At 30.6% G+C, this 14,449-nt stretch carries 14 protein-coding genes and 1 pseudogene; 5 read left to right on the top strand and 10 right to left on the bottom strand.

From position 1 onward, the window contains the following. Positions 1 to 107 (top strand): annotated as a pseudogene (locus V3V28_RS10435) (IS982 family transposase); the annotation flags it as partial. A 12-nt stretch (positions 108 to 119) separates the two neighbouring features. Here V3V28_RS10435 and V3V28_RS10430 read toward each other — a convergent pair. The 4 genes from V3V28_RS10430 to V3V28_RS10415 form a co-directional block, all read right to left on the bottom strand. Continuing rightward, entirely contained in the window at positions 120 to 686 is a 567-nt protein-coding gene (locus V3V28_RS10430) for a sigma-70 family RNA polymerase sigma factor (RefSeq protein ID WP_331364956.1), read from the bottom strand. Then, positions 686 to 1,033, bottom strand: coding sequence for a YciI family protein (locus tag V3V28_RS10425; RefSeq protein ID WP_331364955.1), 348 nt, complete (start codon positions 1,031 to 1,033; stop codon positions 686 to 688). The genes V3V28_RS10430 and V3V28_RS10425 overlap by 1 nt, the downstream gene beginning before the upstream one ends. A 174-nt stretch (positions 1,034 to 1,207) precedes the next feature. Next, on the bottom strand, positions 1,208 to 1,723 hold the full coding sequence (locus V3V28_RS10420; protein ID WP_331364954.1) for a nuclear transport factor 2 family protein: 516 nt from the start codon (positions 1,721 to 1,723) through the stop codon (positions 1,208 to 1,210). Then, on the bottom strand, positions 1,723 to 2,373 hold the full coding sequence (locus V3V28_RS10415) for a hypothetical protein (RefSeq protein ID WP_331364953.1): 651 nt from the start codon (positions 2,371 to 2,373) through the stop codon (positions 1,723 to 1,725). The genes V3V28_RS10420 and V3V28_RS10415 overlap by 1 nt, the downstream gene beginning before the upstream one ends. Positions 2,374 to 2,610: 237 nt before the next feature. Between V3V28_RS10415 and V3V28_RS10410 the strand changes: the two genes are divergently transcribed. The 4 genes from V3V28_RS10410 to V3V28_RS10395 all read left to right on the top strand — a co-directional run bounded on the left by V3V28_RS10410 (position 2,611) and on the right by V3V28_RS10395 (position 5,531). Continuing rightward, positions 2,611 to 3,579, top strand: coding sequence for an NAD-dependent epimerase/dehydratase family protein (locus V3V28_RS10410; RefSeq protein WP_331364952.1), 969 nt, complete (start codon positions 2,611 to 2,613; stop codon positions 3,577 to 3,579). Positions 3,580 to 3,627: 48 nt separating this feature from the next. After that, positions 3,628 to 4,203 (top strand): thioredoxin family protein, encoded by a 576-nt coding sequence (locus V3V28_RS10405; RefSeq protein ID WP_331364951.1) that lies wholly within the window; start codon positions 3,628 to 3,630, stop codon positions 4,201 to 4,203. A gap of 166 nt (positions 4,204 to 4,369) precedes the next feature. Next, positions 4,370 to 4,852 (top strand): ABC transporter ATPase, encoded by a 483-nt coding sequence (locus V3V28_RS10400; protein ID WP_331364950.1) that lies wholly within the window; start codon positions 4,370 to 4,372, stop codon positions 4,850 to 4,852. Between the two features lie 121 nt (positions 4,853 to 4,973). Further along, entirely contained in the window at positions 4,974 to 5,531 is a 558-nt protein-coding gene (locus tag V3V28_RS10395; RefSeq protein WP_331364949.1) for a hypothetical protein, read from the top strand. 142 nt (positions 5,532 to 5,673) lie between these two features. Here the strand turns inward: V3V28_RS10395 and V3V28_RS10390 are convergent, their stop codons facing one another. The 6 genes from V3V28_RS10390 to ilvD form a co-directional block, all read right to left on the bottom strand. Continuing rightward, complete coding sequence (locus V3V28_RS10390) at positions 5,674 to 7,266, bottom strand: NADP-dependent glyceraldehyde-3-phosphate dehydrogenase (protein ID WP_331364948.1); 1,593 nt, start codon at positions 7,264 to 7,266, stop codon at positions 5,674 to 5,676. A 136-nt stretch (positions 7,267 to 7,402) separates the two neighbouring features. Beyond that, on the bottom strand, positions 7,403 to 8,665 hold the full coding sequence (ilvA, locus tag V3V28_RS10385; protein ID WP_331364947.1) for a threonine ammonia-lyase IlvA: 1,263 nt from the start codon (positions 8,663 to 8,665) through the stop codon (positions 7,403 to 7,405). Between the two features lie 69 nt (positions 8,666 to 8,734). Then, the gene (gene ilvC, locus V3V28_RS10380) at positions 8,735 to 10,210 is read right to left on the bottom strand and encodes a ketol-acid reductoisomerase (protein WP_331364946.1); all 1,476 of its coding nucleotides are present in this window, start codon (positions 10,208 to 10,210) and stop codon (positions 8,735 to 8,737) included. 10 nt (positions 10,211 to 10,220) lie between these two features. Next, complete coding sequence (ilvN, locus tag V3V28_RS10375; protein WP_331364945.1) at positions 10,221 to 10,751, bottom strand: acetolactate synthase small subunit; 531 nt, start codon at positions 10,749 to 10,751, stop codon at positions 10,221 to 10,223. Positions 10,752 to 10,852: 101 nt separating this feature from the next. Beyond that, positions 10,853 to 12,586, bottom strand: coding sequence for a biosynthetic-type acetolactate synthase large subunit (gene ilvB / locus V3V28_RS10370; RefSeq protein WP_331364944.1), 1,734 nt, complete (start codon positions 12,584 to 12,586; stop codon positions 10,853 to 10,855). A 90-nt stretch (positions 12,587 to 12,676) separates the two neighbouring features. Next, positions 12,677 to 14,353, bottom strand: coding sequence for a dihydroxy-acid dehydratase (ilvD, locus tag V3V28_RS10365; protein ID WP_331364943.1), 1,677 nt, complete (start codon positions 14,351 to 14,353; stop codon positions 12,677 to 12,679). Positions 14,354 to 14,449: the final 96 nt, after the last annotated feature.

The raw sequence follows: 14,449 nt of genomic DNA, 5'->3' as shown, positions 1-14,449 counted from the left end.
TTAAGACTAGAATACTCTCAAAATTAACCTCATTAACAATTATTCAATTCATTAATAAGTTTACTTTTGATAGAAATATTAACAACTTAAAAATTAGTATTATTTAAATGCACAACGGGTTAAATAACTTTTAAAACATTTTCAATCCGTTCAGAAAGTTCTATTCCAATTGGTATTTTAAACTCTAGATTTCTTCCTTTAATTGTTTTTCTTGCTCTTAATAATCGTTTTTTTATGGTTTCTTCTTTACTTAATAATGCAGAAGCAATTTCTTTTGTACTAAATCCAGAAATTGTTTTTAAAGCAAATACAATTTGGTCTTTAGCATTTAATTTTGGATGACATGCAGTAAAAATCATTCGAAGTTGTGCATCTTCAATTTCTGTATCTAAAAAAAGTTCATTTATTGCAATAGAACTCATTCCAGCTTTAATTTCTGGAAAGTGTTTTTGTTCTGATTTTAGTTTTCTAAAAATGTCTACAACCCTATTTTTTGCAGCTTTTGTTAACCAAGCTTCTGGGTTTTCTGGTTGTTGTTTTCGCCAAGTAATGCTGGCTTTTAAAAAAGTATCTTGTACAGCATCTTCAATAATTTCTAGATTAGAGAGTCCAAAAATTCTTGTTAAAACAGAAACCATCTTTCCACTATGATGGCGAAAAAGATGGTCTATGAGTTTTGTTTCCATTATCTGTCAAAAACTATTATTTCTCTAATTTCTACAGTTCCACCTAAATCGTAGTCTGGGTAATCTTTAGCAATTTCTTGTACTTCATCAAAATCTTTGGCTTCTACTGTATAATAACCACCTACAATTTCTTTAACTTCTGCAGATGTTATATCGGTTACAATTTTGTCTTTACCAACAACTCTTCTCATTTGCGGATGTAAAGCTTCACCTCCTTTTAAAATTCCTGCTTCACCCATTTTGTTTCCCCAAGCGAACCATTTTCCCATTCTGTTTTGCATTTCTTCTGGCGAAAGCCCTAAATCGGTGTAATCTGCACCAATAAAAATCATCATAAATTGTTTCATAATTTAAATATTTTAAGTTTTATATTAGTAAGACGTTTGTCAGAATTAAAAAGGGACACTTTTTTAGAATATTTTATTATTTAAATAATGAATACACTTAAAATGTTAACAGATGTTGAATTAAATTCAGCATAAAAGGATATAGTGAAAATCTGGAAATAGCTTCAAAAAATATTATTTATGAAACTTTTGTAAGAAAATAGAATCGTTTTTCTTTTTAGCTTCAATAACTGCATTTATGTTGTCATTTGGTATTTCAATAGACAATACATAGTGTTTAATTGCCCAACTGTTATTAGTTTTCTCTAAAACGCCAGAACCTCTACAAGTTCCCATTTGGGTATTTAGTAGTTCATCAAACCAAACAAAACCTCCTCTTTTACTAACAAAAATATTGCGTTCTAAAGTTGTAAAACTCCAGGCTTTTCCTTTGTCGAAATGTGGTTTACTATATTTTTGAAATTGTTCTTTGTTCCAGTTTTCTGTTGCATCTGTTCCAATAAAAACAGATATGCTGTCCATTTTACTAAAATATTTTTTGTAATCTGCTTCTGATGCAGCTTTGTGCCAATCATTCAAGACTTTATTTACGCTAGCTTTTATTGTAACTTTATCTATGGAAGTTTCTTTTTTTTGATCGCATCCCAAAAATGTAAAAACGATAAGAAATACCAAAATGAGATTTTTCATTATTTATTCTTTTTTTTAATAGGTTTTAATTCTACAGGAGGACCTTCGTATTTTATTCTCTTTTTTAATGCAGCATCTCTCTTTCTATCATTTATCGATTTTTTAGAAATACTATCAATTTTTGTAGAATCGATTCCAATAAAATCTAAATTTATATCAATAGCATCTTCAAATCTTTTTTTAGAAAGAATTGTATTAATTTTAGTGTTTACTGCTGAAAATGCGGTAATAGTTTTATCTATTTGATTATTTACTTCTTCAGTTTTTATAGCTGGTATAAACGTTAAGTCTGCTAACCTTAAAACTTCATTATTTAGAATATTAATTCGGGCATTAAAAGAAGGAATGTCAAAAATTCTTGGTTTTACACTATCTCTTAAACTTATAACCAAATCTCTTAATTCTAGTGCGTTACTTAAAGCTTCATTTGAAGAAACTTTTTTAAATTTTTTAAGAAAAGAGTTTACAGCGTTTAACTCTTTCCAAGTTTCTACCTCCTTTAAAAAAATTGGTTGAATACTTTCTGCTGATTTATGTTCCTTTACAATACCTAAAACAGGTTTTGTTTGAGTTTTTTCAGTAGTTTTTTGCTGTTTATTTCCACAAGAAAAAAGGATAAAACAAAATAAAATGTAGGCTATATTTTTCACAACTAATATTATAAAAGTAAAAATACACAATTTAAAAGCATCAACATTTATTTTAAGAAAATAGTAACACTTTACAGTAACAAAATTAAAAGATTGACATTAGATTTTAATCTTTTACGCTAACTATTAGTTCTATAGTTTCAATTAGTTATTTATTGAATAATTAGTTTAACTATTGTTTTTTACGAATACCAAAATTAAGTACCTTTGTTTTTGATAAAAATATAATTTTAAGGAATGAATGAAACCATCTTAATTTTAGGTGCAAGTGGTCAAATTGGTAACGAACTTACTCAAAAGCTACGTGTTTTATACGGAAACAATAATGTTATTGCTTCAGACATTAGAGAAGGAAGTAAAGATTTAATGTCTTCTGGACCTTTTGAAATCATTGATGCAACTGACAAAGAAACCATTTTAAAAACCATAAAAGAATATAAAGTAACTCAAGTTTACTTATTAGCAGCTATGCTTTCTGCTACAGCAGAGCAATTTCCTAAAAAAGCATGGGACTTAAATATGGGTTCCTTATTAGCTGTATTAGATTTAGCGAAAGAAAAACACATAAAACAAGTATATTGGCCAAGTTCTATTGCTGTTTTTGGGCCAACAACACCTAAAGAAAACACGCTTCAAAAAACGATTATGGAACCATCTACGGTTTACGGAATCAGTAAAATTTCTGGTGAGTTTTGGTGTAACTATTATCATGAGAAATATGGTGTAGATGTTAGAAGTTTGCGTTATCCTGGTATTATTTCTTATAAAACAAAACCTGGTGGAGGAACCACTGATTATGCTGTAGATATTTATTTTAAAGCCATTGAAGAACGTAATTTTGAATGTTTTCTATCTAAAAATACACGTTTGCCGATGATGTATATGCAAGACGCAGTAAATGCAACCATAAAATTAATGCAGGCAAAACCAGAGGATGTAAAAATTAGAACGGCTTATAATTTGGCAGCAATCGATTTTACACCAGAAGAAATTGCTTTAGAAATTAAAAAGCATATTCCAGATTTTACAATTTCTTATAAACCCGATTTTAGGCAACAAATTGCAGATTCTTGGCCATCTTCTATAGACGATTCTGAAGCTAGAAAAGATTGGAATTGGAATCATAAATTTGATTTAAAATTAATGACTGATCACATTCTTTCAAATTTAAAAGCACAACAAAGCAAAGAAACTTCAAAGATGTAAGTTTCTGATTTTTTAGCGTCTAAAACATTAAATTTAGAAGTATTAATAATGAAAAATAGTATAGAAAAAAGTTTAAAAAACACCATCTCATATTCAGAATATAGAACATTAGTTAATCATTTATTAACGGAAGATAAATCTACAGGACACGAACAATCGGAAGCTTTAACAAATTATAGCTTGTTAAATGACAGACGTATGAAACGTTTAGATAAAACTATAAAAATTTCTGATGAAACAATTCAGGAATTTCAAAAAGCACAAGAACCACAAACTTGGTTGGTAATTACTGAAGGTTGGTGTGGAGATGCTGCACAAAACTTACCTGTAATTAATAAAATTGCTGATTTAAGTGAAAACATCGATTTAAAAATTGTTTTACGAGATGACAATTTAGAATTAATGGATTCATTTTTAACAAATGGTGGTAGATCTATTCCTAAATTAATTGCTTTAGATGCAGACAACAACGTTTTAAATACTTGGGGCCCAAGACCAACAGTTGCCACTAATATGGTTGCAGATTATAAAGCAGCAAACGGAAGTTTAGATGCTGAATTTAAACAAGATTTACAGGTTTGGTACAACAAAAATAAAGGACAAAGTGTACAGACGATTTTATAAAACTGGTAAAAAATACTTCTCTTAAAGAAGCATGAAAGACAATTTAATACTCTATAAAACCGCAAATTGAAATTCAGTTTGCGGTTTTTCTTTGATTTTTAAATTTTACTATTAGAAAATGAATGTAGAAATGGTATTGGTTATCTTTGCAGTCTAAAATAAAAAAATGTTAGTAGATTATAGTTCAATTCCTGATAATTCTAAAGTGTGGATTTATCCTTCTAGTAGAAAATTTTATCCCAATGAAATTGAGGTAATTGAAGAGAAAGTAAAAGCTTTTGTAGAAAGTTGGAAATCTGATGATGAGAGTTTTAAAGCTTCTTACAAATTTCTATACAACCGTTTTATTGTTTTGTTTGCAGATGATGAAGATTCAGCATTAAATAACACTGATATTGATGCTTCCGTTTCTTTTATTATTGCTTTACAAAACGAATATAAAGTAGAACTTTTAGACAAAATGAACGCTTGTTTTAAACAAGGTGAATTTGTACAATACAAAGATTTAAAAGACTTTAAAAAGTTAATAAAAAATAGAGCAGTTACTGCAAAAACCATCATTTTCGATAATTTAGTTACCAGCAAACAAGACTTTGATAGTTTCTGGGAAATTCCTATTGAAGAGAGTTGGTATAGTAGATTTTTGTAGATTCTTTTAATTTTTAAACTTAAAAAAGTATAATTTCCTTACATGTTCTGAACTTGTTTCAGGAACTTATTAAAATGTTGGTACTTATCTATCAATTTGACATTCTACTCAACAGTTTAAAATGAAAAATAAATTAGAAATACATAATGACGGAATCAATATTTATGTGACATTAATTGTGAATTCACATATCATCGGAAAAACACTTCTATCTTTATTTGTTATACTTTTAATTGGCGGATTAATTTACTTCCCTTCTACAATTCCAAAAGAAGAAGTATCGAGTTTTATATTTCCAATATTAATCTTCGGATTTTTAGTTTTCTTTTTTCCAGTCCGCTATTTATTATGGAATATATATGGAAAAGAAAATTTAATTATAAATACTAAAACATTAAGTCACTATAACGATTATGGAATTTTTAAAACAAATCTAAAAACACATGCTCATCAAAGACTAGGAACAAGTTTTGAGCACATTAGAACTACGGATAATATTAAATTAGGAAAGCTACTGTTCGTAAAACACAATGATGAAAATAATTTACCTGAATATCTATACGAAACAACAGTTTTGCTTAATTCTGAAAATATTAAGATGATTGATAATGAAATAAGTAGGCTATATGATATTGAATTAAACGAAGAATTTAACTTTCAATCTTTTTCAGATAATTAAATTGACTTAGGTAGAACAGATCAAAACTTATATTCCCTTACTTTATTGTAAATAGAATGAAGTAACCTAAAAGTTATGTAAACACTTAATTAAAAAACCTCCCAAAAGGAGGTTTTTTTAATATCAATAAGATCTAATATTCTTACAAAATATAATCTGTACTAATAAAATTAGAAGCTTTTTTATCTAACAATTCTTGTAAAATAGCATTGTTATAATCGGTGTCTTTAGCTGCTACAAAAGTTCTTATTGAAAAAGAACGTAAAGCATCATGTACACTTAAAGTGGCTACTGCAGAATCTTTTCTTCCCGTAAACGGATATACATCTGGTCCACGTTGTGCAGCACTGTTTAAGTTTACTCTACAAACCAAGTTTACCAAAGAATCAATTAATGGCGCTAACGTTTTTACTTCACTACCAAAAACACTTACTTGTTGCCCGTAATTAGAAGCTGCCATATCATCTAAAGGCTCTTGAATGTTCTTAAAAGAAACAATTGGTGTAACTGGCCCAAATTGCTCTTCTTCAAAAACTCTAGAATCTTTAGAAACCGGATATAAAACTGCAGGAAAAATATAATTTTCAGAAGTTTCTCCACCTTTTTTATTAATCACTTTTGCACCTTTTTCTTTAGCATCATCAATTAACTCTTGAATATATGTTAATTTTCCTGGTTCTGGTAAAGGTGTTAACTTTACATCGTTTTCCCAAGGATTTCCAAATTTTAAAGCATCTACTTTTTCTGCAAAACGCTTGTTAAATTCATCTACAATATGTTCATGAACATATAATATTTTTAAAGCAGTACAACGTTGTCCATTAAAAGAAGTTGCTCCAGAAACACACTCATTAATTGCCAAATCTAAATCTGCATCTGGCAATACAATTCCTGGGTTTTTAGCTTCTAAACCTAAAATTAAACGTAATCTATTTTTCTTTGGGTGATTTTCTTGAATCGCATTTGCAGATTTACTATTTCCTATTAAAGCTAAAATATCTACCAAACCAGTTTTCATAATTGGTGTTGCTAAAGTTCTACCTCTACCGTAAATAATATTTACAACTCCTGCAGGAAAACTACTTTGAAACGCTTCTAATAATGGCGATAACAATAAAACCCCATGTTTAGCTGGTTTAAAAATGGTTGTATTTCCCATAATTAAAGCAGGAATTAACAATGCAAATGTTTCGTTTAAAGGATAGTTATAAGGCCCTAAACACAAAACCACACCTAAAGGTCCACGTCTTATATGTGCATGAACTCCGCTGCTTTTTTCAAACTTTGCAGAATCTCTATCCATTTGTTTGTAGTCTTCAATAGTATCGTATATATATTCTATTGTTCTATCAAACTCTTTTTCTGAATCTGGTAAAGCTTTACCAATTTCCCACATTAATAGTTTTACAATTTCTTCTCTTTTGGTTTTCATTTGCACTACAAACTTCTCCATAGCCGCAATTCTACATTCTACTTTCATAGTTGGCCATAAACCTTGTCCTTTATCATATGCTTTAGAGGCAGCATTTAATGCTTCTATAGCTTCGTCTCCAGTTAAATTTGGAACGGTACCTAATAATGTTGGTTTGTATTCTTTGGTAGATGAAATTGTAGAATAAACTTCTGCAGTTTCTCCTTTCCATTCTTTTAATTCACCACCAACCAAATAGGTGTTTTGATTTAAAAGTGATGTAATTTTATATTCGTTCGGAATTTCTCTAAATGTATTCTTCATAAATTTAATTTTATAAATTGTCTAAAAGTAAATGACTTTAAAACCATTATTTATTTCCCAAAATTAAATAAAAATAACGGTAAAGTACCCTATTTCTGTTTTAAAAGACGAAATGGTTTTCGGTATTTTTTTTAATTTATACCAAAAACTGAAACAAATCAGGTTTGTCATTTAGATAGTCGCCAAAGAAATTGTTTTCTTTCATTCTATTGATTAAAGGCTCTAAATCTTCAGAAGATTTTAACTCTAAACCAACAACAGCAGATCCATTAGTTCTGTTGTTCTTTTTGGTATATTCAAAATGAGTAATATCATCATTAGGACCTAAAATTTCTGCAACAAATTCTTTTAAAGCACCTGCTCTTTGGGGAAATTTTACAATAAAGTAATGTTTTAGGTTGGCATACAACAATGCACGTTCTTTAATTTCAGCAGTTCTTGTAATATCATTATTAGATCCACTTACAACACAAACAACATTCTTACCTTTAATTTCGTTTTTAAAAAAATCTAATGCAGCTATACTTAATGCTCCTGCAGGTTCTACTACTATTGCGTCTTTATTATACAGGTCTAAAATTGTCTGACAGATTTTACCTTCTGGAACCGTAATTACTTCTGTTAAGTTTTGCTTACAAATTTCAAAATTTAAATCTCCTACTCTCTTAACTGCTGCTCCATCTACAAGTGCATCAATTTTTTCTAAAGCTGTATTTTTTTTATTTCTGATAGGTGTTAACATAGAAGGTGCGCCTTCAGGTTCAATTCCAATAATTTTTGTTTTTGGTGATAAATATTTAAAAACAGAAGATAACCCTGCGGATAAACCACCACCACCAATAGGAACAAAAACGTAATCTATTTTTTTATCGGTTTGATTCAGAATTTCTAAACCAACAGTAGCTTGCCCTTCAATTACTTTTTCATCATTAAAAGGATGAATAAATGTTTTGTGTTTTGAATCACATTCTAACTTTGCTGCATTAAAAGCATCATCAAAAGTATCTCCTTCAATTACAACTTCAATAAAATCTTCACCAAACATTTTTACCTGATTAATTTTCTGGTTTGGAGTAGGAGATGGCATAAAAATAGTTCCTTTTATCTGTAATAATTTACAAGATAAAGCAACACCTTGTGCATGATTTCCTGCACTTGCACAAACAATTCCTCGTTGTTTTTCTTCCGAAGTTAAAGTTGACATTTTATTAAATGCACCTCTAATTTTATAAGAACGTACTACCTGTAAATCTTCTCTTTTAAACAAAACTGTTGCTTCCAACTCATTTGATAAATTGAAGTTTTTATTCAACGGAGTTTCTATAGCAACACCTTTTAAGTTTGCTGCGGCTGTTTTTACGTTTTCTAAACTCGGAAAATAAATGTGTTCTTTTTGCATATACAAAGATATAAAGAGACCCTTCAGCTATAAAAACTGAAGGGTCTTAAAAAATATTTTATTATTTATTTAAGCAGTTTTTACCACTTTCATTGCGGTCATAGAAGCTCTTAATTGTGCTCCTACAATTTCTACTGGATGATTTCTAATAATAGCATTAATTCTAATCAATTCTTGGTTATCAACTCTATTTTCTGAACTGAATGATTTTCCTATAATATCAGTTTTAACATCTTTCATAAAATCAGTTAATAAAGGCTTACAAGCATGGTCAAATAAATAACAACCATATTCTGCAGTATCAGAAATTACACGGTTCATTTCTGCCAATTTCATTCTTGCAATTGTATTTGCAATTAATGGCGTTTCATGTAAAGACTCATAATATGCAGAAGCATCTATAATACCAGAATCTGTCATTGCTTCAAAAGCTAATTCTACTCCAGCTCTAACAAAAGCAACTAATAAAGTTCCGTGATCAAAATATTCTTGTTCTGGAATATCTTGTTCTGTAATTGTTTGTTTCTCAAAAGCAGTTTCTCCTGTTGCTGATCTCCAAGTTAATAAGTTTTTATCATCATTAGCCCAATCTTCCATCATGGTTTTTGAGAAATGACCAGTCATAATATCATCCATGTGTTTTTGAAACAACGGGCGCATAATATCTTTTAATTCTTCAGAAAGTCTAAAAGCTTCTACTTTTGCAGGATTAGACAATCGGTCCATCATGTTAGTAATTCCACCATGTTTTAAAGCTTCCGTTACAGTTTCCCAACCATATTGAATTAATTTTGCTGCATAACCGGCTTCGATTCCTTCTTCTACCATTTTATCGAAAGATAAAATTGCACCTGTTTGTAACAAACCACATAAAATAGTTTGTTCTCCCATTAAATCCGACTTTACTTCAGCAACAAAAGAAGATTCTAAAACTCCTGCTCTGTTACCTCCTGTTGCAACAGCATACGCTTTTGCTTGTGCCCAACCCTTTCCTTCTGGATCATTTTCTGGGTGAACAGCAGTTAATGTTGGTACTCCAAATCCTCTTTTATATTCTTCTCTAACTTCAGAACCAGGGCACTTTGGTGCTACCATAATTACTGTTAAGTCTTCACGAATTTGCATTCCTTCTTCAACAATATTAAAACCATGTGAGTACGATAATGTTGCTCCTTTTTTCATTAAAGGCATTACAGTTTTTACAACATTTGTATGCTGTTTATCTGGAGTTAAATTAATAACTAAGTCTGCAGTAGGTAATAATTCTTCATACGTTCCAACTGTAAATCCGTTAGAAGTAGCATTTACATAAGATTCTCTTTTTTGCTCGATAGCAGCCTGTCTTAATGTATAAGAAATGTCTAAACCAGAATCTCTCATGTTTAAACCTTGATTTAAACCTTGAGCTCCACAACCTACAATAACAATTTTCTTCCCTTTTAATGCATTTACTCCGTCTTCAAATTCTGAAGCGTCCATAAATCTACATTTTCCTAATTGCTCTAATTTCTCTCTTAATGTTAATGTGTTAAAATAATTTGACATTGTAATTTATTTAGTTGTTGTATGTTTCTAATAATGTTGAAATTTTCATTTCCTCTTTGGTAATTGCAATTAAACCTGAACGCGTATATTGCATAATTCCATAAACACTTAACTGTTTATGCAACTCTTCTATTTCTTCTTTTCTTCCTGATTTTTCAAGTACAAAAAAATCTGTATTCACAGTAACAATTCTTGCATAACTTTCTTTAATAATGTTTTGAATTTGTGGTTCTTCAAACAATAATTCAGATTTAATTTTAAACAACCCTGAAATTTGATAAATAACATCATCAAGGGTATGATAATAGGCTTTTATTACCTCTACCTGCTTTTCTATCTGGCCAATAATCTTCTTAATATTTACTTCTGTCATATTAACTACAACAGTAAATTTAGAAACACCTTCAATTTCTGAAGGAGAAATATTTAGACTTTCTATATTAATGTGTCTTCTTTGGAAAATTGCTGAAATTCTATTCAACAAGCCAATATTATTTTCAGTATAAATTGATACTGTATATAATTGTTTTTCTGTACTCATATTTTTTTAAGATGATAGAAAATAGATGATAGAAAATAGACTTGCAACGTCTTTAATTAACTAAAATCTTAATTCTTTGTTCTTTTATCTATTTTCTTGTTTTACTCTAGTCTTATTTCAGAAACACTTGCTCCAGAAGGAACCATTGGAAACACATTTCCTTCCTTTTCTACACAAACTTCTAGAAAATAAGCTTCTTTACTCTCCATCATCTCTGCTACTGCTTCTTTTAAATCTTCTCTTTTTGTAACCTTTCTAGCTTTTAAATAATAACCTTCTGCTATGGCAACAAAATTTGGGTTTATCATTTCTGTAGATGCATAACGTTTATCAAAAAATAGCTGTTGCCATTGACGTACCATTCCTAAAAACTCATTATTTAAAACCACTATTTTTACAGCCGTTTTTTGTTGAAAAATAGTTCCCAGTTCTTGAATTGTCATTTGATAACCTCCATCACCAGAAATTGAAACAACCTCACGTTCTGGCGCAGCCATCTTTGCACCAATTGCTGCTGGTAAACCAAAGCCCATCGTTCCTAATCCACCAGAAGTAATATTACTTTTTGTTTTATTGAATTCTGCGTATCTACAAGCAATCATTTGATGTTGACCAACATCTGTTACGATTGCAGCTTCACCTTTACTCTGAATATTAATTTCGTTAATAACTTCACCCATTGTTAATTTTTCTTTGGTAGGATGAATGTCGTTTTTAATTACTTTTTCATACTCAATAGCATATAAATCTTTAAATTGTTGATGCCATTCTTTATGAGAATTCTCATTTATTAATGGCAGAATAGCTTCTAAACTTGCTTTTGCATCACCCAAAACAGCTACATCTGTCTTTACATTTTTATCTATTTCTGCAGGGTCAATTTCAAAATGAATCACTTTTGCTTGTGTAGCATATTCATCTAATTTCCCTGTAACTCTATCGTCAAAACGCATTCCGATTGCGATTAATAAATCACACTCATTCGTTAATTTATTTGGCGCATAATTACCATGCATACCAACCATACCTACATTTAAAGGGTGAGAAGTTGGAATTGCTGAAGCGCCTAATATTGTCCACGCAGAAGGAATTCCTGCTTTTTCAATTACCGCTTTAAACACCTCTTCAGCTTCACTTAAAATAACCCCTTGACCCCAAACTATAAATGGTTTTTTTGCTTCATTTATCAATTTTGAAGCAGCTTCTAAAGAACCTTCTACTGTTTTTGGAACTGGAATATAACTTCTTACTTTTGTACATTTTTCATATGAAAAATCGAACTCCTCAAATTGTGCATCTTTGGTAATATCAACCAAAACAGGTCCTGGTCTACCACTTCTTGCAATGTAAAATGCTTTTGCTAAAGCTCCTGGAATGTCTGCAGCTTTTGTTACTTGACAATTCCATTTTGTAACTGGCGTAGAAATACCAACGATATCTGTTTCTTGAAAAGCATCACTTCCTAACAAGTGAGAAGGAACTTGGCCCGTAATACACACCATTGGATTAGAGTCTATTTGTGCATCTGCAATACCCGTAATTAAATTGGTTGCTCCAGGGCCAGAAGTAGCAATTGCCACACCTACTTTTCCGGAAATTCTTGCAAACCCTTGTGCAGAATGTGTTGCTCCTTGTTCATGACGTGTTAAAACGTGATGAATTTTATCTTGATATTTGTATAATTCGTCGTAAACTGGCATAATTGCTCCTCCAGGATATCCGTAAATTATTTTCACTTCCTCTTCAATTAAACACCTTACGATTGCTTCACTTCCAGAAATTCTTTCTGTAATTTTTGTTGAATTTTGTGTTTTATTTATGGTTTGTGTTTCCATATTTCTTTTTTTTGAGAAAAGAGAATAAAGAAGAGAGAATAAAGACCACTCATGTTGTCTTTCTTCTTTTCTCTTTCTTCTTGTTTCTTATTATAAATCAGTAACACACCCTTTAGATGCTGATGCTACCATTTTAGCGTATTTGTATAAAATTCCTTTTGAATGTTTTAATGCTGGTGCAACCCATTTTGATTTTCTTTCTGCGATTACTTCATCAGAAAGTAAAACATTAATTGAATTGTCTTCTGCGTTAATTCTAATTTTATCTCCAGTTTCTAAAATTCCAATAGTTCCTCCAGATTGTGCTTCTGGTGTAATATGTCCGACCACAAAACCATGAGTTCCTCCAGAAAAACGACCATCTGTTATTAAAGCTACAGATTTTCCTAAACCTGCTCCCATAATTAAAGAAGTTGGTTTTAACATTTCTGGCATTCCTGGTCCACCTTTAGGTCCAACATACCTAATGACGACGACGTCTCCTTTTTCTACTTCGCCATTTACAATTCCTGTATTTGCTGCTTGTTCACCATCATAAACAACAGCTTTTCCTTCAAAAAGTAGTCCTTCGTTTCCTGAAATTTTTGCAACAGCACCTTCAGCAGCAAGGTTTCCGTAAATAATTTGAATATTTCCTGATGATTTTAATGCTTTATCTTTTGGATAAATAACATCTTGCTCATCAAATTCCATTGCTTCAACATTTGCTAAATTTTCAGCTAACGTTTTACCAGTAACAGTCATACAACCTCCATGTAAAAAACCTTCTTGTAATAAATATTTCATTATCGCAGGCGTACCTCCAACTCCATGAACATCTTCCATTAAGTATTTTCCAGATGGTTTTAAATCTGCAATTAATGGCGTTCTATCTGAAACTTTTTGAAAATCTGCTAATGTAAATTCAATACCTGCTGCATGTGCAATTGCTAAAAAGTGTAAAACAGCATTTGTTGATCCACCTAAAGCATTTACCAACGCAATTGCATTTTCTAACGATTTTTTAGAAATTATATCTAATGGTTTTAAATCTAATTCTAATAAATTTTTAATTGCTAAAGCTGTTCTTTCTGCTTCAGATAATTTATTAGAATTTTCCGCAGGAATAGATGAATTATAAGGCAATGCAAAGCCCATACATTCAATAGCAGAAGCCATTGTGTTTGCAGTATACATACCACCACAAGCTCCAGCTCCTGGAATTGCTCTTTTTATGATTTCTCTGTATTCTTCTTCCTCTATCTCTCCAGCCATTTTCTGACCTAAAGCTTCAAAAGCAGAAACAATATTTAATTTTTTTCCTTTGTAATTTCCTGATGCAATTGTACCACCATACATCATAATTGATGGGCGATTTAAACGCAACATTGCTATAACTGCTCCTGGCATGTTTTTATCACAACCAACTACAGAAATTAAAGCATCATAACTTTGAGCATTCATTACTGTTTCTATAGAATCTGCAATAATATCTCTTGAAGCTAATGAGTAATTCATACCGGAAGTTCCCATAGAAATACCATCTGAAACTCCAATTGTATTGAACCCTAAACCGACTAGGCCAGCAATATTACTTTCTATTTTGACTTCTGCAGCCAAATTATTTAAATGCATATTACATGGGTTACCATCATAACCAGTACTTGCAATACCAACTTGAGCCTTGCTCATATCTTCATCAGACAAGCCAACAGCATATAACATTGCTTGCGATGCTGGTTGAGATTCGTCTTGTGTTAATCTTTTACTGTGTTTATTCAATTCCATCTACTGTTTTCTTCAAATTGTTGACTAAATTACTATGTTTCTCTGTTTTTGTTGAATAAAATGTAATACCAATGCTTAAATTCATGTGTTAAAATA

The sequence above is a fragment of the Polaribacter sp. genome (assembly GCF_036480315.1).
In the GTDB taxonomy this organism is placed as follows: domain Bacteria; phylum Bacteroidota; class Bacteroidia; order Flavobacteriales; family Flavobacteriaceae; genus Polaribacter.
This window is presented reverse-complemented; position numbering and strand designations above follow the sequence as displayed.

Bases quoted from the DNA above. Each gene is read 5' to 3' on its own strand.
- V3V28_RS10420 (WP_331364954.1), bottom strand. From the start codon at position 1,723: ATGAAAAATCTCATTTTGGTATTTCTTATCGTTTTTACATTTTTGGGA.
- ilvN (WP_331364945.1), bottom strand. From the start codon at position 10,751: ATGAGTACAGAAAAACAATTATATACAGTATCAATTTATACTGAAAAT.
- ilvB (WP_331364944.1), bottom strand. From the start codon at position 12,586: ATGGAAACACAAACCATAAATAAAACACAAAATTCAACAAAAATTACA.
- V3V28_RS10400 (WP_331364950.1), top strand. From the start codon at position 4,370: ATGTTAGTAGATTATAGTTCAATTCCTGATAATTCTAAAGTGTGGATT.
- V3V28_RS10430 (WP_331364956.1), bottom strand. From the start codon at position 686: ATGGAAACAAAACTCATAGACCATCTTTTTCGCCATCATAGTGGAAAG.
- ilvA (WP_331364947.1), bottom strand. From the start codon at position 8,665: ATGCAAAAAGAACACATTTATTTTCCGAGTTTAGAAAACGTAAAAACA.
- V3V28_RS10395 (WP_331364949.1), top strand. From the start codon at position 4,974: ATGAAAAATAAATTAGAAATACATAATGACGGAATCAATATTTATGTG.
- V3V28_RS10390 (WP_331364948.1), bottom strand. From the start codon at position 7,266: ATGAAGAATACATTTAGAGAAATTCCGAACGAATATAAAATTACATCA.
- V3V28_RS10425 (WP_331364955.1), bottom strand. From the start codon at position 1,033: ATGAAACAATTTATGATGATTTTTATTGGTGCAGATTACACCGATTTA.
- ilvC (WP_331364946.1), bottom strand. From the start codon at position 10,210: ATGTCAAATTATTTTAACACATTAACATTAAGAGAGAAATTAGAGCAA.
- ilvD (WP_331364943.1), bottom strand. From the start codon at position 14,353: ATGGAATTGAATAAACACAGTAAAAGATTAACACAAGACGAATCTCAA.
- V3V28_RS10410 (WP_331364952.1), top strand. From the start codon at position 2,611: ATGAATGAAACCATCTTAATTTTAGGTGCAAGTGGTCAAATTGGTAAC.
- V3V28_RS10405 (WP_331364951.1), top strand. From the start codon at position 3,628: ATGAAAAATAGTATAGAAAAAAGTTTAAAAAACACCATCTCATATTCA.